The following is a 25,638-nucleotide window of genomic DNA, read 5'->3' as shown; positions in this document are numbered from 1 at the left end:
TAAGTTTCGATTCGAAAGATAACGTAAGCAATCAAAACCTATTGAAGCGGTATCGTCAAGGCACCCGGAGAAAAATTCAGAAACTCCCTAAATCACTGTGGGAGCGAGCTTGCTCGCGAAGGGGCCAGGTCAAGCAAAGCTGCTTTACCTGATACACCGCTATCGCGAGCAAGCCCGCTCCCACAGGGATTGTGGATAACTTTTAAGACTTCTTGATCTTTTCCGGCCGCTTCCAGCCGTCGATGTTGCGCTGACGGGCGCGTCCGACTGCCAATTGGCCTTTATCCACATTTTGGGTCAAGGTCGAACCGGCTGCCGTGGTTGCACCGCTGGAGATATCCACAGGCGCCACCAGGGAGTTGTTGGAACCAATGAACACATCTTCACCCAAAACGGTTTTCCACTTGTTGGCGCCGTCGTAATTGCAAGTGATGGTCCCCGCGCCAATGTTGGTGCGGGCGCCGACTTCCGCGTCACCCAGGTAGGTCAGGTGGCCGGCCTTGGCGCCTTCGCCCAGGTGCGCATTCTTCAGCTCGACGAAGTTACCCACATGCGCCCGGGCTTCCAACACGGTACCGGGACGCAGGCGGGCAAACGGACCAGCATCGCTGCCCTCTCCCATGACCGCGCCGTCAAGGTGGCTGTTGGCCTTGACCACCACGCCTTTGCGCAGGGTGCTGTCCTTGATGACGCAGTTCGGGCCGATGACCACGTCGTCTTCGATGACGACCTTGCCTTCGAGAATGACATTGATGTCGATGACCACGTCGCGTCCCGCGCTGACTTCACCACGTACGTCAAAACGGGACGGATCACGCAGGGTCACGCCTTGGGTCATCAGGCGACGGGCAGCACGCAATTGATAGTGGCGCTCCAGCTCGGCCAGTTGCCGGCGGTCATTGGCGCCTTGTACTTCCATGGCATCGAGCGGCTGCTCGGTGGCGACCACCAGTCCATCGGCAACGGCCATGGCGATCACGTCGGTCAGGTAGTACTCGCCTTGGGCATTGTTGTTCGACAAGCGACTCATCCAGTCACCCAGCCGCTCAGCCGGCACGGCGAGAATCCCGGTGTTGCCTTCGGTGATGGCGCGCTGGGCTTCGTTGGCGTCCTTCTGCTCGACGATCGCCGTGACCTGGCCTTCTGCGTTGCGCACGATGCGGCCGTAGCCGGTCGGATCATCCAGCTCGACTGTCAACAGACCTAGCTGCCGTGGCGCGACATGCTTGAGCAAGCGCTGCAACGTTTCGACCTCGATCAGCGGCACGTCACCGTAGAGAATCAATACCGTGTCAGCCGTTATGAACGGTACAGCCTGGGCCACCGCATGGCCGGTGCCTAGTTGCTTGTCTTGCAGCACAAAATTCAGGTCATCCGCCGCCAGGCGCTCACGCACCGCATCGGCACCATGGCCGATCACCACATGGATGCGCTGTGGATCAAGTTGCCGCGCGCTGTGGATAACATGACCGAGCATGGAATTGCCTGCGACCGGATGCAACACCTTGGGCAGCGCCGAACGCATGCGGGTGCCCTGACCGGCCGCGAGAATAACGATTTCGAGAGACATGACTGGCTACCAATCCTGGGTGGTCAGCGGCTGCGACCAGATGATGAGTATCGGAAAAAGAAAAAGGGTAGCCGAGGCTACCCTTTTTAATCAATCGCACAGAAAGCAGACGGCTTAGCCGCCGAACTTCTTGCGGATCTGCTGGACGGTACGCAGCTGGGCTGCGGCCTCGGCCAGACGTGCGGCAGCAGAACCGTAATCGAAGTCCGCGCCTTTTTCATGCAGAGCCTTCTCGGCGGCCTTGACGGCCTCCTGAGCAGAGGCTTCGTCCAGGTCGGCAGCACGCTGCACGGTGTCGGCAAGAACCTTGACCATGTTCGGCTGAACCTCGAGGAAACCACCGGAGATGTAGAACACCTCCCTGTCCCCGCCCTGCTTGGTCAGAGTAATCGGACCTGGCTTCAAGCTGGTGATCAGCGGTGCGTGACCCAGGGCGATACCAAGATCACCCAGCTCACCGTGCGCAACCACAAACTCGACCAGACCGGAGAAGATTTCCCCTTCCGCACTGACGATATCGCAATGGACTGTCATAGCCATCTGATTGCCTCAACCTAAATTAGCGCCCGTTGCCGGGCGCCGGGATTACAGTTTCTTGGCTTTCTCGATCGCTTCTTCGATGCCGCCGACCATGTAGAACGCTTGTTCTGGCAGGTGGTCGTAGTCACCGTTGAGGATGCCTTTGAAGCCAGCAATGGTGTCTTTCAGGGAAACGTATTTACCCGAGGCACCGGTGAAGACTTCAGCCACGAAGAACGGCTGCGACAAGAAGCGCTGGATCTTACGAGCACGGTTTACCAACTGCTTGTCGGCTTCCGACAGCTCGTCCATACCCAGGATCGCGATGATGTCCTTCAGCTCTTTGTAGCGCTGCAGCACGTACTGGACGCCGCGAGCGGTGTCGTAGTGCTCCTGGCCGATCACGTTCGGGTCCAGCTGGCGCGAAGTCGAGTCCAGTGGGTCTACCGCTGGGTAGATACCCAGGGAAGCGATGTCACGGGACAGAACGACGGTGGCGTCCAAGTGGGCGAAGGTGGTCGCTGGCGACGGGTCGGTCAAGTCGTCCGCTGGTACGTATACCGCTTGGATCGAAGTGATCGAGCCTTGCTTGGTCGAAGTGATGCGCTCTTGCAGCACGCCCATCTCTTCAGCCAGGGTCGGCTGGTAACCTACTGCCGAAGGCATACGGCCCAGCAGTGCGGATACTTCGGTACCGGCCAGGGTGTAACGGTAGATGTTGTCGACGAACAGCAGAACGTCGTTACCTTCGTCACGGAACTTCTCGGCCATGGTCAGGCCGGTCAGGGCTACGCGCAGACGGTTTCCCGGCGGCTCGTTCATCTGGCCGTAGACCAGTGCCACTTTGTCCAGAACGTTGGAATCCTTCATCTCGTGGTAGAAGTCGTTACCCTCACGAGTACGCTCACCCACACCGGCGAACACGGAATAACCGCTGTGCTCGATGGCGATGTTACGGATCAGTTCCATCATGTTTACGGTCTTGCCAACACCGGCGCCACCGAACAGACCGACTTTACCGCCCTTGGCGAACGGGCAAACCAGGTCGATAACCTTGATGCCAGTTTCCAGCAGCTCGTTGCCACCGGCCTGTTCAGCGAAGGTTGGCGCAGGACGGTGAATGCCCCAGCGCTCTTCGGTGTCGATCGGGCCAGCTTCGTCGATCGGGTTGCCCAGTACGTCCATGATCCGGCCCAGGGTCGCTTTACCGACCGGTACGGAGATGGCTGCGCCAGTGTTGTTGACGTCCAGACCGCGCTTCAAGCCTTCGGTGGAGCCCATCGCAATGGTACGAACCACGCCGTCGCCCAGCTGCTGCTGAACTTCCAGGGTGGTTTCGGCGCCTTGAACCTTCAAGGCGTCGTAGATGCTCGGTACGCTGTCGCGTGGGAATTCCACGTCGATAACGGCGCCGATGATTTGAACGATACGTCCGCTACTCATAGCTGGATCCTCTGAATATTTGAACCGTTAAACCGCGGCAGCGCCGCCGACGATTTCCGAGATCTCTTGGGTGATCGCAGCCTGACGCGCCTTGTTGTAGATCAGCTGCAAATCGCTGATCAAATCACCGGCGTTGTCGGTAGCGTTCTTCATCGCGATCATCCGCGCCGCTTGTTCAGCTGCGTTGTTCTCGACCACCGCCTGGTAGACCTGCGACTCCACGTAGCGGACCATCAAGCCGTCGAGCAGCTCCTTGGCATCCGGTTCGTAGAGATAGTCCCAGTGGTGCTTGAGTTCCTGTTCCGGGGTCGCCACCAGTGGAATCAACTGCTCCACGGTCGGCTGTTGCGTCATGGTGTTGATGAACTTGTTGGATACCACGGACAGGCGGTCGATCCGGCCTTCCAGGTAAGCATCCAGCATCACCTTGACGCTGCCGATCAGATCATTGATCGACGGCTCTTCACCCAGGTGGCTGATAGCAGCGACGACGTTACCGCCGAAGTTGCGGAAGAAAGCCGCACCCTTGCTACCGACCACGCACAGATCGATCTCGACGCCTTGTTCGCGGTTTACCGCCATGTCCTTGACCAGGGCCTTGAACAGGTTGGTGTTCAAGCCACCGCACAGACCACGGTCACTGCTCACCACAACGTAACCGACGCGCTTGACGGCGCGGTCGATCATGAAAGGGTGGCGGTATTCCGGGTTGGCGTTGGCCAGATGACCAATCACCTGGCGGATGCGCTCCGCATAAGGACGGCTAGCAGCCATGCGCATTTGTGCCTTGCGCATTTTGCTGACCGCCACTTTTTCCATGGCGCTGGTAATCTTTTGCGTGCTTTTGATGCTCGCAATCTTACTGCGAATCTCTTTTGCGCCTGCCATGTAACACCTATCAGGTTAGCAAGCGGGAGCCTTGCGGCTCCCGCTGCGGCTTACCAGGTTTGGGTGGCCTTGAACTTCTCGATACCGGCTTTGAGGCCAGCGTCGATTTCGTCATTGAAGTCACCTTTAACGTTGATCTTCGCCATCAAATCGGCGTGATCGCGGTTGAAGAAAGCAATCAGCGCTTGTTCGAAGCTGCCGATCTTGGCGATTTCAATGTCAGTCAGGAACCCACGCTCAGCGGCATACAGCGACAGCGCCATGTCAGCGATCGACATCGGTGCGTATTGCTTCTGCTTCATCAGCTCGGTAACGCGCTGACCATGCTCAAGTTGCTTACGGGTCGCTTCGTCCAGGTCAGAAGCGAACTGGGCGAATGCCGCCAGTTCACGGTACTGGGCCAGGGCGGTACGGATACCACCGGACAGCTTCTTGATGATCTTGGTCTGAGCGGCACCACCCACACGGGATACCGAAACACCGGCGTTAACTGCAGGGCGGATGCCCGAGTTGAACATGGCCGATTCCAGGAAGATCTGACCGTCGGTGATGGAAATCACGTTGGTCGGAACGAACGCGGAAACGTCGCCAGCCTGGGTTTCGATGATCGGCAGGGCGGTCAGGGAACCGGTCTTGCCAGTCACGGCGCCGTTGGTGAACTTCTCTACGTACTCTTCCGAAACGCGGGATGCGCGCTCCAGCAGACGGGAGTGGAGATAGAACACGTCGCCTGGGTAGGCTTCACGGCCTGGTGGACGGCGCAGCAGCAGGGAAATCTGGCGGTAGGCCACTGCTTGCTTGGACAGATCGTCATAAACGATCAGCGCGTCTTCACCGCGGTCGCGGAAGTATTCGCCCATGGTGCAACCGGAGTACGGTGCCAGGAACTGCAGGGCAGCCGATTCGGAGGCGCTGGCGGCAACGATGATGGTGTTGGCCAGTGCACCGTTTTCTTCCAGCTTGCGAACCACGTTGGCGATGGTCGATTGCTTCTGACCGATTGCCACGTAGACGCAGAAGATACCGCTGTTCTTCTGGTTGATGATCGCGTCGATCGCCAGAGCGGTCTTACCGATCTGACGGTCACCGATGATCAGCTCACGCTGGCCACGGCCGACAGGGATCATGGCATCGACAGCCTTGTAGCCAGTCTGTACAGGCTGGTCTACCGACTTACGCCAGATCACGCCAGGAGCAACTTTCTCGACCGCATCGGTCTCGGTGTTGTTCAGCGGACCTTTGCCGTCAACTGGGTTACCCAGTGCGTCGACCACGCGACCCAGCAGTTCCTTACCGACTGGAACTTCGAGGATGCGGCCGGTGCACTTGGCGCTCATGCCTTCAGCCAGAGTCGTGTACGCGCCCAATACCACGGCACCTACAGAGTCTTGCTCCAGGTTGAGGGCCATACCGTAGACGCCGCCCGGAAACTCGATCATCTCGCCGTACATGACGTCGGCCAGACCGTGAATCCGCACGATGCCGTCAGATACGCTGACGACAGTGCCTTCGTTACGGGCTTGGGAGGTCACATCGAGCTTTTCGATGCGGCCCTTGATAATTTCACTTATTTCGGAAGGATTGAGTTGCTGCATTGCTCTGCTGCCCCTTCAAACTCAAGATTTCAATGCTTCGGCAAGTTTCGCGATTTTGCCGCGAATCGAGCCATCGATAACCAGGTCGCCGGCGCGGATTACAACGCCCCCTATGAGGGACTTGTCTTCCTCGACTTGCAGGCGCACTTCCCGGTTGAGTCGTGCACTGAGAACCTTGGCGAGTTTGTCTTGCTGTTCTTGGTTCAATGCAAAAGCACTGGTCACTTCCACGTCTACCGACTTCTCTTGCTCGGCCTTGTACAGGTCGAACAGAGCGGCAATCTCCGGCAGAAGCGGGAGACGGTCGTTTTCGGCAACGACGTGAATGAAATTCTGTGCCTTGGCATCGAACTTGTCGCCGCACACGTCAATGAACGTGGCGGCCTTTTCTGCGCTCGTCAGTCGCGGGGCCTTGAGCACGCGCTGCATGGTGTCGTCTTGCGACACCGCTGCTGCCAGGCCGAGCATGGCTGACCAATTGGCCAGTTGCTGGTGGGCCTGAGCGTGCTCGAAGGCCGCCTTAGCGTAAGGTCGGGCCAACGTGGTCAGTTCTGCCATGATCGCCCTCGCTTAGATTTCAGCAGCCAGTTGGTTTACCAGCTCTGCGTGCGCGTTTTGATCGATTGTGGCACCCAGGATCTTCGAAGCACCGCCAACGGCCAGGCTACCCACTTGGGCACGCAGCGCGTCTTTGACACTGTTGAGTTCCTGTTCGATCTCGGCTTGAGCCTGAGCCTTCACACGGTCAGCTTCGACGCGAGCCTGTTCACGGGCTTCGTCGACAATCTGGGTACCGCGTTTCTTGGCTTGCTCGATGATTTCAGCTGCCTGAGCTTTCGCTTCGCGCAGTTGCTGACCCACTTTCTCATGGGCCAACTCCAGGTCGCGAGCTGCACGGCTGGCAGCGTCCAGACCATCAGCGATCTTCTTTTGACGTTCGTGCAATGCCGCAATGACCGGAGGCCATACGAACTTCATGCAGAACAGTACAAAAATCAGGAACGCAACGGACTGGCCAATCAGGGTCGCATTAATGTTCACGCCAACACCTCGCAGTTACGTTGTCCATCACACCAATCTACTCGAGACATCCGAGTAATTAGCCAGCGATTTGACCAACGAACGGGTTCGCAAAGGTGAAGAACAGAGCGATACCAACACCGATCATGGTTACGGCGTCGAGCAGACCGGCAACGATGAACATCTTGACTTGCAGCATTGGGACCATTTCTGGCTGACGCGCTGCGCCTTCCAGGAACTTGCCGCCCAGCAGGCCGAAACCAATTGCGGTACCCAGTGCGCCCAGGCCGATCAACAGTGCAACAGCGATAGCGGTTAGACCAACTACAGTTTCCATCTTTCCTCCCGACTTTTACGTCGTATGGTTTAGGTTTTTTAGATTTTAAAGCGGTAAAACAAATCGTTTCCCAGCCCGTACCGGGCTCCTTCCCGTGTGACCGGGAAGGACATCAGACTAGTCGAGACTGGCCTTAATGGTTTTCTTCGTGCGCCATCGACAGGTAGACGATGGTCAGCATCATGAAGATGAACGCCTGCAAGGTGATGATCAGGATGTGGAACACAGCCCACGCCCATTGCAGCACCACACCCAGGCCGCTGAGCCAGAGCAGGCCGCTGCCGAACATCACAGCGATCAGGATGAACACCAGCTCGCCGGCATACATGTTGCCGAACAGACGCAGTGCCAGAGAGATTGGCTTGGCGATCAGGGTCACGAATTCCAACAGGAAGTTCACCGGGATCAGCAGGGCCTGAACCAGGATGTTCTTGCTGCCGAACGGGTGCAGGGTCAGTTCGCCGATGAAACCGCCGATGCCCTTGACCTTGATGCTATAGAAAATGATCAGTGCGAAAACCGAGAACGCCATGCCCAGGGTCGCGTTCGGGTCGGTGGTCGACACGGCGCGGAAAGGGATATGGTGGTCGCCGGAGATCAGGATGGCCAGCTGAGGAATCCAGTCGACCGGTACCAGGTCGACGGCGTTCATCAGGAACACCCAGACGAAGATGGTCAGTGCCAACGGTGCAATCACCGGGCTGCGGCCGTGGAAGCTGTCTTTCACGCTGCCATCGACGAATTCGACCAGGACTTCAACGAAGTTCTGCAGTGCACCTGGCTGACCGGAGGTCGCTTTCTTCGCCGCCATGCGGAAAAGGAAAACGAAGATCAGGCCCAGTGCGACCGACCAGCCGAGGGTATCGACGTGGAAAGCCCAGAAGCCCATTTCCTTGGCTTCTGCTGCGGAGTGGGCAAAACCCCAGCTGCCGTTAGGTAGCTGCCCGAAGGTCAGGTTCTGCAAGTGGTGCTGGATATAGCCCGAAGCGGTTGTTTCTGCCATGGTTGCCTCAAACGCCCTAAGGTCTCGAAAGTCTTGTTCTCATTAGCAGGGGAGCGAACCAGCTGACCATCTGGGTCAGCAGGAACACGCCGAATACCGCCAGCGGCGCCAGTGGCTTCACACCTGCGAACGTCAGTGCAAACAGCACTGCCGTCAAAATCAATTTCCCCGCCTCGCCAGCATAAAAAGACCGGACGATGGCTTGGGCTGCTCGGGCGCCGGAAAACCGAAAGGCCCTGTGAGCAAAGTAAATATTGGGAAGCAAGGCTATCAGGCCTCCGCAAAGACCCGAGTATCCGGCGACGACTCCTTTCCATTGCCAGAGCGCCAACGTGGCGATCAGTACAACGACAAACTGGGCCATCAAAACCGGGAAAACTGCCAGACGATGGAACGGCAAGCGGTTTGGCGTGCGTGTTTCCATCGCTTTTGCTCTCCAATGGTCGGCTGCCTGAATTCACTAACTTGGCATAATTTGTGCCGACAAAATGCGCGCAGAGTATAGGGGCGGTTCTGCCCCTATTCAACCTTCAGGTAGTGATTTCCGACTGCGCGCTACAAGGGCAATTGTTTCAGCGAATGTGTGCAAGGACACCTTGCAGCTCGTCGAGAGAGTTATAGCCGATCACCAACTGCCCCTTGCCCTTCTTTCCGTGGCGAATCTGCACCGCAGAGCCTAGGCGCTCGGCCAGGCGCTGTTCCAGGCGAGCGATATCCGGGTCAGGTTTTGGCGCCTCGACAGGGGTCGGTTTACCACTCAACCACTGACGGACCAGTGCCTCGGTTTGGCGCACGGTCAGACCGCGTGCGACAACATGTCGCGCCCCTTCAACTTGTTGATTTTCCGGCAAACCGAGCAATGCCCGGGCATGACCCATCTCCAGGTCGCCGTGGGACAGCATGGTCTTGATGACTTCAGGCAAGGCAATCAACCGCAACAGGTTGGCCACCGTCACCCGGGACTTGCCCACCGCTTCGGCCACTTGCTGCTGGGTCAGTTGGAATTCCTGCTGCAAGCGCTGCAGGGCCACGGCCTCTTCGACCGGGTTGAGGTCCTCGCGCTGGATGTTTTCGATCAGCGCCATGGCGATGGCCGCTTCGTCCGGCACATCGCGGACCATCGCCGGGATGGTTTCCTGGCCGGCCTGCTGGCTGGCGCGCCAGCGGCGTTCGCCGGCGATGATCTCGAAGCGGCCATTGGCGATCGGCCGGACCACGATCGGCTGCATCACGCCCTGGCTCTTGATCGACTGTGCCAGTTCTTCCAAAGCTTGCGGGTCCATGTCCCGACGTGGCTGGTACTTGCCACGCTGAATCAGGTCCAGCGGCAAATGTTGCAATTCGCGCTGATCCGTCTGCACGGCCTGCTCTTCCAGTGAACTGACGGTCGGACCGCTGAGCAGCGCATCCAGTCCACGTCCGAGACCTCGTTTCTTGACGGCCATGGGGTTTCCTTAAGTTGGCTGGGCTGCAGCGATGCGTGGTTGGCGGCGCTGACGGCGAACCATCTCGCCCGCCAGGGCCAGGTAGGCCAGCGCACCACGGGATTGTTTATCGTAGGCCAACGCCGGCATGCCGTAGCTCGGCGCTTCGGCCAGGCGAATGTTCCGCGGAATGACCGTGTCGTAGAGCTGCTCGCCGAAATGTTCCTTGAGCTGAGCCGATACGTCGTTCATCAGGCTGAGGCGCGGGTCATACATGGTCCGCAGCAACCCTTCGACTTTCAGCTCCGGGTTCAACAACTCGGCAATGCGCTTGATGTTATCCACAAGGTCGCTCAGCCCTTCGAGGGCAAAGTACTCGCACTGCATGGGGATAATCACCCCATCGGCGGCCACCAAGGCGTTGAGCGTCAGCATCGACAACGACGGCGGGCAGTCGATCAGGATGTAGTCGTAATTCTCGCGAACCGGCGCCAGCGCGCTGCGCAGGCGGCTTTCCTTCATCTGCATTTCCAGCAGCACCACTTCGGCCGCCGTCAGGTCGCGGTTGGCCGGCAGCAGTTGATAACCGCCATGCTCGGAGAAATGCATGGCCTGGCCCAGATCGCACTCGCCGATCAGGACATCGTATATGGAGTTTTCCAAGCCATGTTTATCCACACCGCTACCCATGGTGGCGTTGCCCTGTGGATCGAGATCGATCAACAGCACCCGACGCTTGGTCGCGACCAGGGATGCTGCGAGGTTGATACAGGTGGTGGTCTTGCCCACACCACCCTTCTGGTTCGCTATCGCGAATACCTTAGCCATTCTTGCTTGTGTTCCCAATCATGCCGTGCGGCGCAGTATCAGCAGATGGCGTTGGCCTTGGCAACCGGGTACGGTCAAGGCGTGTTCGCTATCGAGGTGGAAGTCTGCCGGCAATGCTACCAGCTCATCGGCCGGATGAACGCCCTTCATTGCCAGCCACCGCGTATTGGCATCGCCCAAGTGGCGAGTCCAATTGCTGAAGTTCTCCATGCTGCTGAACGCCCGGGAGATGATCCCGTTGAATGGCTCAGCCGGCTGGAACGCTTCGACGCGGCTGTGGATAACTTGCAGGTTATCCAGTTTGAGTTCGAGTTTGACCTGGGTCAGGAAGCGGGTCTTCTTGCCGTTGCTGTCCAGACAGGTCACTTTTGAGTCGGGAAACAGGATCGCCAACGGGATACCGGGCATGCCGCCGCCACTGCCGACGTCCAGCCAACGTCCGTTCTCGATGAAGGACATCACGCTGAGGCTGTCGAGCAAATGCCGCGAAACCATTTCATCCGGATCACGCACCGCGGTCAGGTTGTAGGCCTTGTTCCACTTGATCAACAGCGCCAGGTAACCCAGCAATTGAGCATGCTGGGCTTCGCTCAGGCTGACGCCGAGCTGACGGGCACCTGTGGATAACTCTTCAGCGTGTTGCGAGGTGACCATCGAACTCAAGCGCTTTGCTCCAACTGGCGGCCCGCGCCGCGTTTTTTCAAATGAATCATCAACAGCGAAATCGCTGCCGGGGTTACACCGGGGATGCGCGATGCCTGGCCCAGGGTTTCTGGACGCGTTGCGCCGAGCTTGCTCTGGATTTCTTTCGACAACCCGGAAATGCCGGTGTAATCGATATCCACAGGCAGCTTGGTGTCTTCGCTGGCACGCAGGCGGGCGATTTCATCCTGCTGGCGGTCGATGTAACCGGCGTATTTGGTCTTGATCTCGACCTGTTCGGCCACTTGCGGATCATCCGCTCCCTGGCCGGTCACTTCCACCAGCCCGACGTAATCGATTTCCGGCCGGCTCAACAGGTTGAGCAGGTTATATTCGTGGGTCAGCGGCGTGCCGAATTTCGCCGCAATGGCATCGCCCTGCTCGGTACCCGGACGAACCCAGGTGCTTTTCAGGCGTTGCTCTTCCAGTTCGATATTTTCGCGTTTCTTGCAGAACGCAGCCCAGCGCACGTCATCCACCAGACCCAACTCGCGACCTTTCTCGGTCAGGCGCAAGTCGGCGTTGTCTTCACGCAGGATCAGGCGGTATTCGGCACGGGACGTGAACATCCGATACGGTTCCTGGGTACCCAGGGTAATCAGATCATCCACCAACACACCGATGTACGCCTCATCGCGACGCGGACACCAGCTGTCTTTGCCCTGGGCACGCAGTGCCGCGTTGGCACCGGCCAACAGGCCTTGGGCGCCGGCTTCTTCGTAACCGGTGGTGCCGTTGATCTGCCCGGCGAAGAACAGGCCGCCAATGGCCTTGGTTTCCAGGCTGTACTTCAGATCTCGCGGATCGAAGTAGTCGTACTCGATCGCGTAACCCGGACGCATGATGTGCGCGTTCTCCATGCCACGGATCGACTGCACGATTTGCAGTTGCACATCGAACGGCAGGCTTGTGGATATCCCGTTCGGATATAGCTCATGGGTGGTCAAACCTTCCGGTTCGATAAACACCTGATGGCTTTCCTTGTCGGCAAAGCGATGGATCTTGTCTTCGATCGACGGGCAATAGCGCGGGCCGACACCTTCGATTTCACCGGCAGCGGAATACATCGGCGAACGATCGAGGTTCGCCGCGATGATTTCGTGGGTGCGTGCGTTGGTATGGGTGATCCAGCAACTGACTTGCCGTGGATGCTGTTCCTTGTTGCCCATGAACGACATCACCGGGATCGGAGTATCGCCAGGCTGCTCGGTCATCACCGAGAAATCCACGGACTTGCCGTCGATGCGAGGTGGCGTACCGGTTTTCAGGCGCCCGACACGCAATGGCAACTCACGCAGACGGTGAGCGAGAGCAATCGACGGCGGATCCCCGGCGCGCCCGCCGGAAAAATTCTGCAAACCGATGTGGATAAGTCCACCGAGGAAGGTCCCTGTGGTCAACACCACGGAATCGGCGAAGAAACGCAGGCCCATTTGCGTGACCACACCGCGCACCTGGTCCTGTTCGACGATCAGGTCATCGGCCGCCTGTTGAAATATCCACAGGTTCGGTTGGTTTTCCAGGATCTCGCGGACCGCGGCCTTGTACAGCACTCGGTCAGCCTGTGCGCGGGTAGCGCGCACGGCCGGACCTTTGCGGCTGTTCAACACACGAAACTGGATGCCGCCTTTATCCGTGGCCATGGCCATCGCACCGCCAAGGGCATCGATTTCCTTGACCAGATGGCTTTTGCCGATCCCACCAATGGCAGGGTTGCAGCTCATGGCACCGAGGGTTTCCACGTTATGCGTCAGCAACAGGGTTTTGGCCCCCATACGTGCTGATGCAAGTGCTGCCTCGGTACCGGCATGACCGCCGCCGATGACGATCACTTCAAAACGGGAAGGGAAATCCACCACGCACCTCGTGCCTGCTTTATTCAGGTAATTCGGAAATAGGTTTTGAGTCTGGTCCTGGGTGTTTTTTGAGCCAGGTCGGCAAGTATAGGGACTTCGCCCTTTCTAAAGAACCCTTTGCACAAAATTTAACCAGCTGTGGAGAACTCGCGGTTAAAAAAATAAAAAAGAAAGAAATTTATAAAATCTTTGTTTTTATGTTTATTCTTACTGAGCACCTTATCTGTGGATAACATTCCGAAGGCCTTTATTTTCAACGTGTACAGAGATTCAAAACCCTGTGGTCATGTGCCATTGAGGGGCTTGGATAACCGGTGTAAGCCTGTGGATTAATGAGGTGGTTATCCACAGAGGCAGTTATCTTCAGATTTGAAGGTGGTTTATCAACCGACCTCAATGGAAGTTATTCACAGAGCTTAATCCACAGAAACAGCCGACAAGGGGTCGCCGAAGCGCCCGCAGGCACGCCACCATTTGGGCAATCCGTTCAAAAAAGAGAGGAGGTAGCGGGTTTGTGTTGCGCTCGATAGGCCTGTGGCGAGGGAGCTTGCTCCCGCTGGGTCGCGAAGCGGCCCCAAAACCCGCCGAATGCGGAGTACCTGACACACCGCACCCGCCGGTTTACGACTGCTTCGCAGCCGAGCGGGAGCACAAGCTCCCTCGCCACGGGTTCGTCGTCAGTCCGGTGGGGTTATTTACCGATGCAGAAGCTGGAGAAGATCCGTCCCAGCAAATCATCAGAGCTGAAGGCGCCGGTAATTTCGCCGAGGAAATGCTGAGCTTGGCGAAGATCTTCGGCCAGCAGTTCTCCGGCCCCCGCCAAGGTCAACTGTGCACGACCGTGTTCCAGGGCCGCGCTGGCGTGGCGTAATGCCTCAAGGTGCCTGCGGCGGGCGCTGAAGCTGCTCTCCGAAGTCTGTTCATAACCCATGCAGGCCTTGAGATGCTCACGCAGCAATTCCAGCCCCTCGCCCGCCGACCTTGCGCTCAGGCTGATGGTCACGTGGCCGTCGTCGCTGACATCCAGGGCAATCGCTTCCCCGGTCAGGTCGGCCTTGTTGCGAATCAGAGTGACTTTCGCCGGATCCGGGCGGACCTCGAGGAATTCCGGCCACAAGGCAAAGGGATCGTCCGCTTCCGGCGCGGTGGCATCCACCACCAGCAACACTCGGTCGGCTTCGCTGATGGCCTTGAGAGCGCGCTCGACGCCGATTTTTTCCACCTGGTCCTCGGTGTCGCGCAAACCGGCGGTGTCCACAACGTGCAGCGGCATGCCGTCGATGTGGATATGTTCACGCAGGATGTCGCGAGTAGTGCCGGCGATTTCCGTGACGATCGCTGCCTCGCGCCCGGCCAGCGCGTTAAGCAGGCTGGATTTGCCGGCATTCGGCCTGCCGGCAATCACCACGGTCATCCCATCGCGCAACAATGCGCCCTGCCCTGCTTCGCGCAATACTGTGGATAACTCCTCGCGCACCTTATCGAGCATGCTCAATACGTGGCCATCGGCGAGGAAGTCGATTTCCTCTTCCGGGAAATCGATTGCTGCCTCGACGTAGATGCGCAGGCCGATCAGTTGCTCCGTGAGGTTATGCACACGCTGTGAAAACGCCCCTTGCAACGAGCGCAACGCATTACGTGCCGCTTGCGCAGAGCTCGCTTCAATCAAATCGGCAATCGCCTCAGCTTGGGCCAAATCGAGTTTGTCATTCAGAAACGCCCGTTCGCTGAACTCCCCCGGTCGCGCCAGGCGGCAACCCAGTTCAAGGCAACGCTTGAGCAGCATGTCCAGGACGACTGGGCCGCCGTGCCCCTGCAACTCCAACACATCCTCACCGGTAAATGAGTTGGGCCCTGGAAAATACAAGGCGAGCCCTTCATCAAGCACCTGCTGCTGCGCATCGAAGAACGGCCCGTAGTGAGCGAACCGCGGTTTGAGTACGCGGCCGCTGATAGCCTGGGCCGCGACACTGGCCAACGGCCCGGAAATACGGACGATGCCGACCCCCCCGCGACCTTGGGCGGTGGCAACAGCGGCGATGGTTTCACGCGGAGTGCTCATAAACCGGTATCCAGACAAAAGTGGCAGATAGCAAAACGCCCCACTAGGGGGCGTTTTGTGTGGTTATCCACAGAGCAAGTTACGCCTCGGCTTTTTTCGTCGCCGCTTCGATCTTACGCGTGATGTACCACTGCTGAGTGATGGACAACACGTTGTTCACAACCCAGTACAGCACAAGACCTGCCGGGAACCACAGGAAGAAGAAGGTGAAGATGATTGGCATCATTTTCATGACCTTCGCCTGCATCGGATCCGGAGGCGTTGGGTTCAGCTGCTGCTGGATGAACATGGTCGCGCCCATGATGATCGGCAGGATGAAGAACGGATCCTTGATCGACAGGTCGGTAATCCACAGCATGAACGGCGCCTGGCGCATCTCCACACTTTCCAGCAGAACCCAGTAAAGCGCGAGGAAAACCGGCATCTGTACAAGAATCGGCAAGCAACCACCCAGCGGGTTGATCTTCTCTTTCTTGTACAGCTCCATCATGGCCTGGGACATTTTCTGCCGGTCATCGCCATGTTGTTCTTTCAGAGCGGCCAGTTTCGGTGCCACTGCACGCATGCGCGCCATCGACTTGTAGCTGGCGGCCGACAACGGGAAGAAGATCCCCTTGATCAGCATGGTCAGGAAAATGATCGACCAACCCCAGTTACCCACGATGCTGTGGATATGTTGCAGCAGCCAGAAAATCGGCTGTGCAATGAACCACAGGAAGCCATAGTCAACGGTCAGTTCCAGGCCTGGGGACAGCTCTTTCAGCACGGCTTGGCTTTTTGGACCGGCATACAGAACGGCGCTCGTTTCGGCTTTTGCACCGGGGGCGGCAGTCAATGTCGGACCGGTGTAACCGATGATGAAGTTGCCTTTGCTGTCTTTACGTGTCTGGACGACGTTGCTGTCGCCTTTCTGCGGGATCCAGGCTGTTACAAAATAGTGCTGCAGCCAGGCAACCCAGCCACCTTGGACGGTTTCCTTCAGCTGAGCCTTGTCCATGTCCTTCATGGACACTTTTTTGTACGGTTCCGAACTTGTCCACAGGGCAGCGCCCAGGTAAGTCGCGGTGCCGGTGGCGGTGCTGGAAGAAGGATCGTCGCTGGCGTCACGCTTGAGTTGCGCGAACATCGCACCGGACCAAGGCTGGGCGCTCTGGTTGTCGATCAGGTAAGAGACGGTTACGTCGTACATGCCACGTTTCACTGTGAAACGCTTGATGTAGTTGACGCCATCCTTGCTGAACTTCAGGTCCACGACCAGTTGGTCCTGACCATCAGCCAGTTGATAAGTCTTCTTCTCGGCAGAGTAGATCGGGCGACCGGCCGGGTTCGAATCCGGACCGTTGGTACCGATCAGGCCACTTTGGGCCAGATAGGTGCGCTCGTTACCGTTGTCGAACAACTGGAACGGGATTTCCGGATGATCCTGGCGACGTGGGTACAGCGGCAGCTTCAGCTGGGCGACGTCACCACCTTGTGGATCGATTGCCAGCTCGAGCACGTCCGTCTTGATCTGGATGAGATCTTTGCTTACGGCCACTGGGGCTTCGGCAGGAGCGCTGGTATCGCTTGCCGCACGTGGGATGTCGTCATTGCTGGCAGCGTTGTTGCCAACTGGAGCATCCGGCAGGCTCGGTGCGGTATTGCTGGCTGCAACATTCTGAGTCGGCAGGGCAGCCTGGCCATAGTCCTGGTTCCATTTAAGGACCATGACGTAGGACACGATTGCCAGGGCGACGATCAGGATCGTGCGTTTGATATCCATGATTACTCGGCCATCGAAGAAGAACGGGAGGTAGGGATAGGCGGAACCGGGTCATAACCGCCGGGATTCCACGGATGACAGCGACCTAAACGACGAAAGGTCAGCCAGCCACCGCGCAGGAGGCCATGATTTTCTATGGCTTCGTACGCGTAGCAGGAACAACTGGGGTAGAAACGACAGTGACTGGCCATCAAAGGACTAATGGCGTAGCGATAAAACTGGATCGGAACGAGCGCCAGTTTACGCATCGTGACTGTCTACCCCTACAGTTTCGGTGTTGACTGCTGGTACCGGCTTGTTACGGGCCAGTCGCTTCCAGAGCTTGCCGAAATGCTGAATCAATTCGGGGTTTTCTACGTCACCCAAACCTTTGCGCGCGACGATAACGATGTCCCAACCGACCAGTGAATCCTGGTTCAGGCGAAACGATTCGCGCATCAGACGTTTGAGGCGATTGCGCTGAACGGAGAGCTTTACGCTCTTTTTCCCGATAACCAGCCCGAGTCGGGGGTGATCGAGATCGTTGCTGCGCGCAAGGAGCAGGAGATTTTTCCCCGGAACCTTGCCGGTAGGGGAGTCAAAGACTGCCTTGAAATGCCGGGGTGTAAGCAGACGCTTTTCCCGACTGAAGTCCTGACTCACCTCCAGTGCCGGATTATCAAACTGCCAGACGCGCACGACCTTTGGCGCGACGACGCGACAGGACGGCACGACCGTTCTTGGTAGCCATGCGAGCACGGAAACCGTGGGTACGAGCGCGTTTGATAGTGCTTGGTTGGAAAGTACGTTTCATGTCGTGTTACCTGGTTCGTCCACAACGGGCCGGAATGGCCCCCGTTTTAAGAGACCGGGGATTCTAGAGAAAGCAAGCCTCTAGGTCAATTTCCAACCAGCGTTTCCTTTAAATAGATGTCCAGGTGCTTTCGGCTGATTCGTCAGACAGCGCTAGATATAAAAATAAAGAAGGAATTATTTAAAGCTTTTCTGTAAAGCTTATAAAAGCAAGGCTGCCACCTATCTGTGGATAACAGCGTTGAGGCCTTGTAATCCGCCATGTACAGAGAATGACAACTACGCGGGAAAGCAGTGTCCAGCCTGTGCTGCACTGTCGGATAAGCTGTGGGTGGAATGGCCAGTTATCCACAGAGGGTTTATCCACCGAGTTGCCCCCTCACTTGTGCAACGACCTCAGGCATGGTTATCCACAAGGCTTATCCACTGACCGCCCGTCGTCTTTCGTTCACTTAACGCATTGATAAATCATGGGCGACCGACAAGCTGCATGTGGATAAGTGAGCGACTGATCGCTACAATGGCCGCTTGTTTTTGCCTCACCGGCTTTCAACTTAGGGGATGTCCGTGTCAGTGGAACTTTGGCAGCAGTGCGTGGAGCTTTTGCGCGATGAGCTGCCTGCCCAACAATTCAACACTTGGATCCGTCCGCTACAGGTCGAAGCCGAAGGCGACGAATTGCGCGTCTATGCGCCAAACCGTTTCGTCCTAGACTGGGTCAATGAAAAGTACCTGGGCCGAGTCATGGAACTGCTCGACGAGCATGGCAATGGCATGGCGCCTGCGTTGTCCTTATTAATAGGCAGCAAGCGCAGCTCGGCACCTCGCGCCGCGCCCAACGCGCCGCTGGCTGCTGCCGCAGCTTCCCAGGCCCAGCAGGCAGCCCCGGCACAGGTCAACAACCATACCGCCACGGCGCCCACGCCCGCCCCGAGCAAACGCAACGCGCAAAAGGTTGCCGAAGTCAGCGAAGAGCCCTCCCGGGACAGCTTCGACCCAATGGCCGGCGCCAGCTCCCAGCAGGCACCGGTGCGGGCCGAACAGCGCACTGTCCAGGTCGAAGGCGCTCTCAAGCACACCAGCTACCTGAACCGGACATTTACCTTCGAGAATTTCGTCGAAGGTAAATCCAACCAGTTGGCTCGCGCGGCGGCCTGGCAGGTGGCGGACAACCCCAAGCACGGCTACAACCCGCTGTTCCTGTATGGCGGCGTCGGCCTGGGTAAGACCCACTTGATGCATGCGGTGGGCAACCATCTATTAAAGAAGAACCCGAATGCCAAGGTTGTGTACCTGCATTCCGAGCGTTTCGTGGCCGATATGGTCAAGGCGTTGCAACTGAACGCGATCAACGAGTTCAAGCGTTTCTACCGTTCGGTGGACGCCTTGTTGATCGATGACATTCAATTCTTCGCTCGCAAGGAACGTTCCCAAGAAGAGTTTTTCCACACCTTCAACGCCTTGCTTGAGGGCGGGCAGCAGGTCATTCTTACCAGTGACCGCTACCCGAAAGAGATCGAAGGCCTCGAGGAACGCCTCAAGTCACGCTTCGGTTGGGGCCTGACGGTTGCCGTCGAGCCGCCGGAGCTGGAAACCCGTGTCGCGATCCTGATGAAGAAGGCCGACCAGGCCAAGGTCGAACTGCCTCATGACGCCGCTTTCTTTATTGCACAGCGTATTCGCTCGAACGTGCGTGAGCTTGAAGGTGCCCTCAAGCGGGTGATCGCTCACTCGCACTTCATGGGGCGCGATATCACTATCGAGCTTATCCGTGAGTCCTTGAAGGACTTGTTGGCGCTGCAGGACAAGCTGGTATCTGTGGATAACATTCAGCGTACTGTTGCTGAATACTACAAGATCAAGATTTCCGACCTGCTATCCAAACGCCGTTCGCGTTCGGTGGCACGTCCGCGCCAAGTGGCCATGGCCTTGTCCAAGGAACTGACCAACCACAGCCTGCCGGAAATCGGCGATGTGTTTGGTGGACGCGACCACACCACCGTGCTGCACGCCTGCCGCAAGATCAACGAACTTAAGGAATCCGACGCGGACATCCGCGAGGACTACAAGAACCTGCTGCGTACACTGACCACTTGATGACCACCAGCGCAGCTTATTAAGGCAAGGGACTAGACCATGCATTTCACCATTCAACGCGAAGCCCTGTTGAAACCCCTGCAACTGGTCGCGGGCGTCGTCGAACGCCGCCAGACCTTGCCGGTACTTTCCAACGTGCTGCTGGTTGTCGAAGGCCAGCAATTGTCGCTGACCGGTACCGACCTGGAAGTCGAGCTGGTCGGTCGTGTGCAACTTGAAGAGCCGGCCGATCCGGGTTCCATCACCGTGCCGGCGCGCAAGCTGATGGACATCTGCAAGAGCTTGCCCAACGATGCGCTGATCGACATCAAGGTCGATGAACAGAAGCTCGTGGTCAAGGCCGGGCGCAGCCGCTTCACCCTGTCCACATTGCCCGCCAATGACTTCCCGACTGTGGAAGAAGGCCCGGGTTCGCTGACCTGCAGCCTGGACCAGAGCAAATTGCGTCGCCTGATCGAACGCACCAGTTTCGCCATGGCCCAGCAGGATGTGCGTTACTACCTCAACGGCATGCTCCTGGAAGTGTCTGCCGGCGTTATCCGCGCCGTCGCCACCGACGGTCACCGCCTGGCCATGTGCTCGATGCAGGCCGATATCGGTCAACCGGATCGCCACCAGGTGATCGTGCCGCGTAAAGGCATCCTGGAGCTGGCCCGCCTGCTGACCGAGCCGGATGGCAATGTCAGCATCGTGTTGGGCCAACACCACATCCGCGCCACCACCGGCGAGTTCACCTTCACGTCGAAACTGGTGGACGGCAAGTTCCCAGACTACGAACGCGTATTGCCAAAAGGTGGCGACAAGCTGGTGCTGGGCGATCGCCAAGCGCTGCGCGAAGCCTTCAGCCGTACCGCAATTCTCTCCAACGAGAAGTACCGCGGCATCCGTCTGCAACTGGCCAACGGTCAGTTGAAGATCCAGGCGAACAACCCGGAGCAGGAAGAAGCGGAAGAAGAAGTCGGCGTTGAATACAACGGCGGCTCCCTGGAAATCGGCTTCAACGTCAGCTACCTGCTGGACGTGCTGGGCGTGATGACCACCGAGCAAGTGCGTCTGATCCTGTCCGACTCCAACAGCAGTGCGCTGGTGCAGGAGTCCGATAACGACGATTCGGCTTACGTTGTCATGCCGATGCGTCTGTAACCAGCTAGATGTCCTTAAGTCGCGTCTCGGTCACCGCGGTGCGCAATCTGCACCCGGTGACCTTCTCCCCTTCCCCCCGCATCAATATCCTTTACGGCGCCAACGGCAGCGGCAAAACCAGCGTTCTGGAAGCCGTGCACCTGCTAGGGCTTGCCCGTTCGTTTCGCAGCACCCGCCTCTTACCGGTCATCCAGTACGATCAACTGGCGTGCACGGTGTTCGGGCAGGTGGAACTGGCGGAAGGTGGCCACAGCGCCCTGGGGATTTCCCGGGATCGCCAAGGCGAGTTCCAGATTCGCATCGACGGGCAGAACGCCCGCAGTGCTGCGCAGCTAGCAGAGATTCTGCCGTTGCAGCTGATAAATCCGGATAGCTTCCGTCTATTGGAAGGCGCACCGAAGATCCGTCGGCAGTTCCTGGATTGGGGCGTGTTCCACGTGGAACCGCGTTTCATGGCGACTTGGCAACGTCTGCAGAAGGCGCTGCGCCAGCGTAACTCTTGGCTGCGACATGGTACACTTGACGCCGTTTCGCAAGCGGTTTGGGACAGGGAACTGTGCCAGGCCAGCGCTGAAATCGATGAATACCGCCGCGCTTATATCAAAGCCTTGAAACCGGTCTTCGAGCAGACCTTGAGCGAACTGGTTGAGCTTGAGGGACTGACGCTCAGCTATTACCGAGGCTGGGACAAGGACCGGGAATTGAGTGCCGTGCTGGCTGGCTCGTTGCAGCGGGACCAGCAGATGGGACACACCCAGGCTGGACCACAACGCGCTGACTTGCGTCTTAGATTGGGCGCACATAACGCCGCGGACATTTTGTCCCGGGGTCAGCAGAAGTTGGTGGTGTGCGCCTTGCGTATCGCCCAAGGGCATCTGGTCAGCCAGGCCCGTCGCGGTCAGTGTATTTATCTGGTGGATGACTTGCCGTCCGAGCTGGACGAGGCCCACCGCCGTGCGCTGTGCCGCTTGCTGGAAGACTTACGCTGCCAGGTATTCATTACCTGTGTAGACCACGAATTATTGAGGGAAGGCTGGCAGACGGAAACGCCAGTCGCTCTGTTCCACGTGGAACAGGGCCGTATCACCCAGACCCACGACCATCGGGAGTGAAGGCATTGAGCGAAGAAAATACGTACGACTCAACGAGCATTAAAGTGCTGAAAGGCCTGGATGCCGTACGCAAACGTCCCGGTATGTACATTGGCGACACCGACGATGGTAGCGGCCTGCACCACATGGTGTTCGAGGTGGTCGACAACTCCATCGACGAAGCCCTCGCCGGTTATTGCGACGATATCAGCATCATCATCCACCCGGACGAATCCATCACCGTTCGCGACAACGGCCGTGGTATCCCGGTAGATGTGCATAAAGAGGAAGGTGTTTCCGCCGCCGAGGTCATCATGACCGTCCTCCACGCTGGCGGTAAGTTCGACGACAACTCCTACAAGGTATCCGGCGGCTTGCACGGCGTAGGTGTCTCGGTGGTGAACGCGCTGTCCGAGGAACTGGTTCTGACGGTTCGCCGCAGCGGCAAGATCTGGGAACAGACCTATGTCCACGGCGTGCCTCAGGCACCGATGGCGATTGTCGGCGACAGCGAGACCACCGGCACGCAGATCCACTTCAAGGCTTCGAGCGAAACCTTCAAGAACATCCACTTCAGCTGGGACATCCTGGCCAAGCGGATTCGTGAACTGTCCTTCCTCAACTCCGGTGTCGGCATCGTCCTCAAGGACGAGCGCAGCGGCAAGGAGGAGCTATTCAAATACGAAGGTGGCCTGCGTGCGTTCGTTGAGTACCTGAACACCAACAAGACCCCGGTCAACCAAGTGTTCCACTTCAACGTCCAGCGTGAAGACGGCATCGGCGTGGAAATCGCCCTGCAGTGGAACGACAGCTTCAACGAGAACCTGTTGTGCTTCACCAACAACATTCCACAGCGTGATGGCGGTACCCACCTGGTGGGCTTCCGTTCGGCGCTGACCCGTAACTTGAACAACTACATCGAACAGGAAGGCCTGGCGAAGAAGCACAAAGTCGCCACTACCGGTGACGATGCCCGTGAAGGCCTGACCGCGATCATTTCGGTGAAGGTGCCGGATCCGAAGTTCAGCTCCCAGACCAAGGACAAGCTGGTGTCTTCCGAAGTGAAGACCGCTGTCGAACAGGAAATGGGCAAGTACTTCTCCGACTTCCTGCTGGAGAACCCGAACGAAGCCAAGCTAGTGGTCGGCAAGATGATCGACGCCGCACGTGCCCGTGAAGCCGCGCGCAAGGCTCGTGAGATGACCCGCCGCAAAGGCGCGCTGGACATCGCTGGCTTGCCGGGCAAATTGGCCGACTGCCAGGAAAAGGACCCTGCCCTGTCCGAGCTGTACCTCGTGGAAGGTGACTCCGCTGGCGGTTCCGCCAAGCAGGGCCGCAACCGCCGCACCCAGGCCATCCTGCCGTTGAAGGGCAAGATCCTCAACGTCGAGAAAGCACGCTTCGACAAGATGATTTCCTCCCAGGAGGTCGGCACGCTCATCACTGCGCTGGGCTGTGGTATCGGTCGCGAAGAGTACAACATCGACAAGCTGCGCTATCACAACATCATCATCATGACCGACGCCGACGTCGACGGTTCGCACATCCGTACCCTGCTGCTGACGTTCTTCTTCCGTCAGTTGCCGGAGCTGATCGAGCGCGGCTACATCTACATCGCCCAGCCGCCGCTGTACAAGGTCAAGAAAGGCAAGCAAGAGCAATACATCAAAGACGACGACGCCATGGAAGAGTACATGACGCAGTCGGCCCTGGAAGACGCGAGCCTGCACCTGAACGAAGATGCCCCTGGCATTTCCGGTGAAGCCCTTGAGCGCCTGGTGAATGACTTCCGCCTGGTGATGAAGACCCTCAAGCGCCTGTCGCGCCTGTACCCACAGGAACTGACCGAGCACTTCATCTACCTGCCGGCCGTCAGCCTGGAGCAATTATCCGATCACGCTGCGATGCAGGATTGGCTGGCCCAGTACGAAGTACGCCTGCGCACCGTGGAAAAATCCGGCCTGGTCTACAAGGCCAGCCTGCGCGAAGACCGTGAACGTAACGTCTGGCTGCCGGAGGTCGAACTGATCTCCCACGGCCTGTCGAACTACGTCACTTTCAACCGCGACTTCTTCGGCAGCAACGACTACAAGACTGTCGTTTCCCTCGGCGCGCAATTGAGCACGCTGTTGGACGAAGGTGCGTACATCCAACGTGGCGAGCGCAAGAAATCGGTAACCGAGTTCAAGGAAGCCCTTGAATGGCTGATGGCCGAAAGCACCAAGCGCCACACTATCCAGCGATACAAAGGGCTGGGTGAGATGAACCCGGATCAGCTGTGGGAAACCACCATGGACCCGGGCTCGCGTCGCATGCTGAAAGTCACCATCGAAGACGCCATTGGCGCGGACCAGATCTTCAACACCCTCATGGGTGATGCGGTCGAGCCACGTCGTGACTTCATCGAAAGCAATGCGTTGGCGGTGTCTAACCTGGATTTCTGATCCGGTTGTAGGATCCCAGAAAAGCTGGTGTATTTCCCAATATGCTGCTTTGCGCCAGGAACAGGCCAACCCGCGCGGGTTGGCCTTTTTGTTGGCGCGCTGGAGCAATCCTCGTCGCGGATGCACTCCTCATCCGGTTGTGGGTTCCCGATTGTGAGTTCTCATTCTGGGGTGCGACGAAATTTTCTGTAGGTGGTGGTGCCACACCGCCTGTGCGCATTTAATAGAGGTCCACCTAAAATAAATGGACGCTTCAAAATGCGTAATACGATCGCCGCATTTTCAATCAACACTATCTCAAGCATATTGGCCGGCCTCGTGCTTCACTGGATCACCCTTCCGTCCGTCGACGATGTCATTCAACCTGCGACCAAAATGTCTCTATCTGTCACCGAGACTTTAGCTGCGAGATGAAAAGGTGCCGAAAAGGCTGCTTGATTACCTGCTGGCGGGCCAAGGCTCGCCTTCACGCATGCGAGCCAGAGCTAGCAGAGCCATCGCCGATCAAAAGGAATGTGACGTTGCGATCGCTCGATAGAAATCCAGAGGTACAGGCCGCAGGGCTAAGAGTAACGAGCCAGTTCAATTGGTACATACGGCGATTAGAGTGTCGATCTATCGGCGGCGCATCGGCTGGTTAAGAAGAGCAGGCAATGGGTTTTTTTGGATCGCGCATTGAAACAGATAGAAGTAAATGAAACCTGCCAGGAACATGAAGGCTGACAAGGTGGCCATTTCTGCATCCAACGATTTGGATAATAGGTACTGCTTTAGTGTGATTGAACCTAGAACAAGGCCTGCGCAATACATCGCTCCGGTAAATTGATTTGCCAGAAAGCTAAGAATTCCGCTGAAAGTATTATTAGCACTCAGAAGTACCGCTTTGAGTATCGTCCAACCAAGCACGGGTAAGAAAAATTTAATCATAAACAGGAGCATCGTCGTCGAGGCTAATAATTGCAATGGCCCTTCTGCCCACCCCTTGACAGTGCCGTCGGTTTCAATACCGGTATAAAGAATCACGTTGAGTTAAATGCAAACGCGCAACAAATTATCAGACGA

General features: G+C 57.7%; 24 protein-coding genes. 4 read left to right on the top strand and 20 right to left on the bottom strand.

What is annotated here, in order from left to right; all coding sequences use genetic code 11:
* Nucleotides 1-202 precede the first annotated feature (202 nt).
* From glmU to rpmH, 19 genes are all read right to left on the bottom strand, one after another.
* Nucleotides 203-1,570 carry a bifunctional UDP-N-acetylglucosamine diphosphorylase/glucosamine-1-phosphate N-acetyltransferase GlmU gene (glmU, locus tag JMN22_RS00605; RefSeq protein ID WP_198796139.1) on the bottom strand — a complete coding sequence of 456 codons (1,368 nt, stop codon included), beginning with the start codon at nt 1,568-1,570 and terminating at the stop codon, nt 203-205.
* 114 nt (nt 1,571-1,684) lie between these two features.
* Nucleotides 1,685-2,110, bottom strand: a complete 426-nt coding sequence (locus JMN22_RS00600) for a F0F1 ATP synthase subunit epsilon (RefSeq protein ID WP_030139035.1) — start codon at nt 2,108-2,110, stop codon at nt 1,685-1,687.
* Nucleotides 2,111-2,155: 45 nt separating this feature from the next.
* Nucleotides 2,156-3,532: a F0F1 ATP synthase subunit beta gene (gene atpD / locus JMN22_RS00595; RefSeq protein WP_003187186.1), complete on the bottom strand. Its 1,377-nt coding sequence runs from the start codon at nt 3,530-3,532 to the stop codon at nt 2,156-2,158.
* Nucleotides 3,533-3,559: 27 nt separating this feature from the next.
* Nucleotides 3,560-4,420 carry a F0F1 ATP synthase subunit gamma gene (atpG, locus tag JMN22_RS00590; RefSeq protein WP_030139034.1) on the bottom strand — a complete coding sequence of 287 codons (861 nt, stop codon included), beginning with the start codon at nt 4,418-4,420 and terminating at the stop codon, nt 3,560-3,562.
* A 50-nt stretch (nt 4,421-4,470) separates the two neighbouring features.
* The gene (atpA, locus tag JMN22_RS00585) at nt 4,471-6,015 is read right to left on the bottom strand and encodes a F0F1 ATP synthase subunit alpha (protein ID WP_024777788.1); all 1,545 of its coding nucleotides are present in this window, start codon (nt 6,013-6,015) and stop codon (nt 4,471-4,473) included.
* A gap of 21 nt (nt 6,016-6,036) precedes the next feature.
* Nucleotides 6,037-6,573, bottom strand: a complete 537-nt coding sequence (locus tag JMN22_RS00580) for a F0F1 ATP synthase subunit delta (protein ID WP_003187192.1) — start codon at nt 6,571-6,573, stop codon at nt 6,037-6,039.
* Nucleotides 6,574-6,585: 12 nt separating this feature from the next.
* Nucleotides 6,586-7,056 carry a F0F1 ATP synthase subunit B gene (locus JMN22_RS00575; RefSeq protein WP_030139033.1) on the bottom strand — a complete coding sequence of 157 codons (471 nt, stop codon included), beginning with the start codon at nt 7,054-7,056 and terminating at the stop codon, nt 6,586-6,588.
* Between the two features lie 58 nt (nt 7,057-7,114).
* Nucleotides 7,115-7,372 (bottom strand): F0F1 ATP synthase subunit C, encoded by a 258-nt coding sequence (gene atpE / locus JMN22_RS00570; protein ID WP_003097235.1) that lies wholly within the window; start codon nt 7,370-7,372, stop codon nt 7,115-7,117.
* A 133-nt stretch (nt 7,373-7,505) separates the two neighbouring features.
* On the bottom strand, nt 7,506-8,375 hold the full coding sequence (gene atpB, locus JMN22_RS00565) for a F0F1 ATP synthase subunit A (RefSeq protein ID WP_030139032.1): 870 nt from the start codon (nt 8,373-8,375) through the stop codon (nt 7,506-7,508).
* Nucleotides 8,376-8,391: 16 nt separating this feature from the next.
* On the bottom strand, nt 8,392-8,799 hold the full coding sequence (locus JMN22_RS00560; RefSeq protein WP_030139031.1) for a F0F1 ATP synthase subunit I: 408 nt from the start codon (nt 8,797-8,799) through the stop codon (nt 8,392-8,394).
* A gap of 148 nt (nt 8,800-8,947) precedes the next feature.
* Entirely contained in the window at nt 8,948-9,820 is an 873-nt protein-coding gene (locus tag JMN22_RS00555) for a ParB/RepB/Spo0J family partition protein (protein ID WP_030139030.1), read from the bottom strand.
* 9 nt (nt 9,821-9,829) lie between these two features.
* Entirely contained in the window at nt 9,830-10,627 is a 798-nt protein-coding gene (locus JMN22_RS00550; RefSeq protein ID WP_030139029.1) for a ParA family protein, read from the bottom strand.
* Between the two features lie 18 nt (nt 10,628-10,645).
* Complete coding sequence (gene rsmG, locus JMN22_RS00545; RefSeq protein ID WP_187293307.1) at nt 10,646-11,281, bottom strand: 16S rRNA (guanine(527)-N(7))-methyltransferase RsmG; 636 nt, start codon at nt 11,279-11,281, stop codon at nt 10,646-10,648.
* Between the two features lie 5 nt (nt 11,282-11,286).
* On the bottom strand, nt 11,287-13,185 hold the full coding sequence (gene mnmG / locus JMN22_RS00540) for a tRNA uridine-5-carboxymethylaminomethyl(34) synthesis enzyme MnmG (protein ID WP_030139027.1): 1,899 nt from the start codon (nt 13,183-13,185) through the stop codon (nt 11,287-11,289).
* A gap of 691 nt (nt 13,186-13,876) precedes the next feature.
* Nucleotides 13,877-15,247, bottom strand: coding sequence for a tRNA uridine-5-carboxymethylaminomethyl(34) synthesis GTPase MnmE (gene mnmE / locus JMN22_RS00535; RefSeq protein ID WP_030139026.1), 1,371 nt, complete (start codon nt 15,245-15,247; stop codon nt 13,877-13,879).
* Between the two features lie 79 nt (nt 15,248-15,326).
* A complete protein-coding gene (gene yidC / locus JMN22_RS00530; protein ID WP_030139025.1) occupies nt 15,327-17,009 on the bottom strand; it encodes a membrane protein insertase YidC in 1,683 nt (560 codons plus the stop codon).
* Nucleotides 17,010-17,011: 2 nt separating this feature from the next.
* Nucleotides 17,012-17,257, bottom strand: a complete 246-nt coding sequence (yidD, locus tag JMN22_RS00525) for a membrane protein insertion efficiency factor YidD (RefSeq protein WP_010465488.1) — start codon at nt 17,255-17,257, stop codon at nt 17,012-17,014.
* The gene (gene rnpA, locus JMN22_RS00520; protein ID WP_030139024.1) at nt 17,250-17,651 is read right to left on the bottom strand and encodes a ribonuclease P protein component; all 402 of its coding nucleotides are present in this window, start codon (nt 17,649-17,651) and stop codon (nt 17,250-17,252) included. Before rnpA ends, yidD begins: the two co-directional genes overlap by 8 nt.
* 16 nt (nt 17,652-17,667) lie before the next feature.
* Nucleotides 17,668-17,802, bottom strand: a complete 135-nt coding sequence (rpmH, locus tag JMN22_RS00515; protein ID WP_003213577.1) for a 50S ribosomal protein L34 — start codon at nt 17,800-17,802, stop codon at nt 17,668-17,670.
* Between the two features lie 566 nt (nt 17,803-18,368).
* Between rpmH and dnaA the strand changes: the two genes are divergently transcribed.
* The 4 genes from dnaA to gyrB are packed head-to-tail and all read left to right on the top strand — an operon-like array spanning nt 18,369 to nt 24,576.
* Nucleotides 18,369-19,898 (top strand): chromosomal replication initiator protein DnaA, encoded by a 1,530-nt coding sequence (gene dnaA, locus JMN22_RS00510; protein WP_030139023.1) that lies wholly within the window; start codon nt 18,369-18,371, stop codon nt 19,896-19,898.
* Between the two features lie 39 nt (nt 19,899-19,937).
* The gene (gene dnaN / locus JMN22_RS00505) at nt 19,938-21,041 is read left to right on the top strand and encodes a DNA polymerase III subunit beta (protein ID WP_003196145.1); all 1,104 of its coding nucleotides are present in this window, start codon (nt 19,938-19,940) and stop codon (nt 21,039-21,041) included.
* Nucleotides 21,042-21,049: 8 nt separating this feature from the next.
* On the top strand, nt 21,050-22,153 hold the full coding sequence (recF, locus tag JMN22_RS00500; RefSeq protein ID WP_030139022.1) for a DNA replication/repair protein RecF: 1,104 nt from the start codon (nt 21,050-21,052) through the stop codon (nt 22,151-22,153).
* A 5-nt stretch (nt 22,154-22,158) separates the two neighbouring features.
* Complete coding sequence (gene gyrB, locus JMN22_RS00495) at nt 22,159-24,576, top strand: DNA topoisomerase (ATP-hydrolyzing) subunit B (protein ID WP_030139021.1); 2,418 nt, start codon at nt 22,159-22,161, stop codon at nt 24,574-24,576.
* 615 nt (nt 24,577-25,191) lie between these two features.
* Here the strand turns inward: gyrB and JMN22_RS00490 are convergent.
* Complete coding sequence (locus tag JMN22_RS00490) at nt 25,192-25,599, bottom strand: hypothetical protein (RefSeq protein ID WP_236010280.1); 408 nt, start codon at nt 25,597-25,599, stop codon at nt 25,192-25,194.
* Between the last annotated feature and the right edge of the window lie 39 nt (nt 25,600-25,638).

The sequence above is a fragment of the Pseudomonas sp. HB05 genome (assembly GCF_016756915.1).
Classification (GTDB): Bacteria; Pseudomonadota; Gammaproteobacteria; order Pseudomonadales; family Pseudomonadaceae; genus Aquipseudomonas; species Aquipseudomonas alvandae.
Note: the sequence above shows the minus strand (reverse complement) of the source record. Positions and strands in the feature narration are given on the sequence as shown.

What these genes read in the sequence shown, in the direction of transcription:
- JMN22_RS00560 (WP_030139031.1), bottom strand. Translation starts at nt 8,799, where the DNA reads ATGGAAACACGCACGCCAAACCGCTTGCCGTTCCATCGTCTGGCAGTT.
- mnmE (WP_030139026.1), bottom strand. Translation starts at nt 15,247, where the DNA reads ATGAGCACTCCGCGTGAAACCATCGCCGCTGTTGCCACCGCCCAAGGT.
- dnaN (WP_003196145.1), top strand. Translation starts at nt 19,938, where the DNA reads ATGCATTTCACCATTCAACGCGAAGCCCTGTTGAAACCCCTGCAACTG.
- rpmH (WP_003213577.1), bottom strand. Translation starts at nt 17,802, where the DNA reads ATGAAACGTACTTTCCAACCAAGCACTATCAAACGCGCTCGTACCCAC.
- glmU (WP_198796139.1), bottom strand. Translation starts at nt 1,570, where the DNA reads ATGTCTCTCGAAATCGTTATTCTCGCGGCCGGTCAGGGCACCCGCATG.
- JMN22_RS00555 (WP_030139030.1), bottom strand. Translation starts at nt 9,820, where the DNA reads ATGGCCGTCAAGAAACGAGGTCTCGGACGTGGACTGGATGCGCTGCTC.
- recF (WP_030139022.1), top strand. Translation starts at nt 21,050, where the DNA reads ATGTCCTTAAGTCGCGTCTCGGTCACCGCGGTGCGCAATCTGCACCCG.
- yidD (WP_010465488.1), bottom strand. Translation starts at nt 17,257, where the DNA reads ATGCGTAAACTGGCGCTCGTTCCGATCCAGTTTTATCGCTACGCCATT.
- JMN22_RS00580 (WP_003187192.1), bottom strand. Translation starts at nt 6,573, where the DNA reads ATGGCAGAACTGACCACGTTGGCCCGACCTTACGCTAAGGCGGCCTTC.
- JMN22_RS00550 (WP_030139029.1), bottom strand. Translation starts at nt 10,627, where the DNA reads ATGGCTAAGGTATTCGCGATAGCGAACCAGAAGGGTGGTGTGGGCAAG.
- atpG (WP_030139034.1), bottom strand. Translation starts at nt 4,420, where the DNA reads ATGGCAGGCGCAAAAGAGATTCGCAGTAAGATTGCGAGCATCAAAAGC.
- yidC (WP_030139025.1), bottom strand. Translation starts at nt 17,009, where the DNA reads ATGGATATCAAACGCACGATCCTGATCGTCGCCCTGGCAATCGTGTCC.
- atpD (WP_003187186.1), bottom strand. Translation starts at nt 3,532, where the DNA reads ATGAGTAGCGGACGTATCGTTCAAATCATCGGCGCCGTTATCGACGTG.
- atpA (WP_024777788.1), bottom strand. Translation starts at nt 6,015, where the DNA reads ATGCAGCAACTCAATCCTTCCGAAATAAGTGAAATTATCAAGGGCCGC.
- atpE (WP_003097235.1), bottom strand. Translation starts at nt 7,372, where the DNA reads ATGGAAACTGTAGTTGGTCTAACCGCTATCGCTGTTGCACTGTTGATC.
- atpB (WP_030139032.1), bottom strand. Translation starts at nt 8,375, where the DNA reads ATGGCAGAAACAACCGCTTCGGGCTATATCCAGCACCACTTGCAGAAC.
- JMN22_RS00600 (WP_030139035.1), bottom strand. Translation starts at nt 2,110, where the DNA reads ATGGCTATGACAGTCCATTGCGATATCGTCAGTGCGGAAGGGGAAATC.
- rsmG (WP_187293307.1), bottom strand. Translation starts at nt 11,281, where the DNA reads ATGGTCACCTCGCAACACGCTGAAGAGTTATCCACAGGTGCCCGTCAG.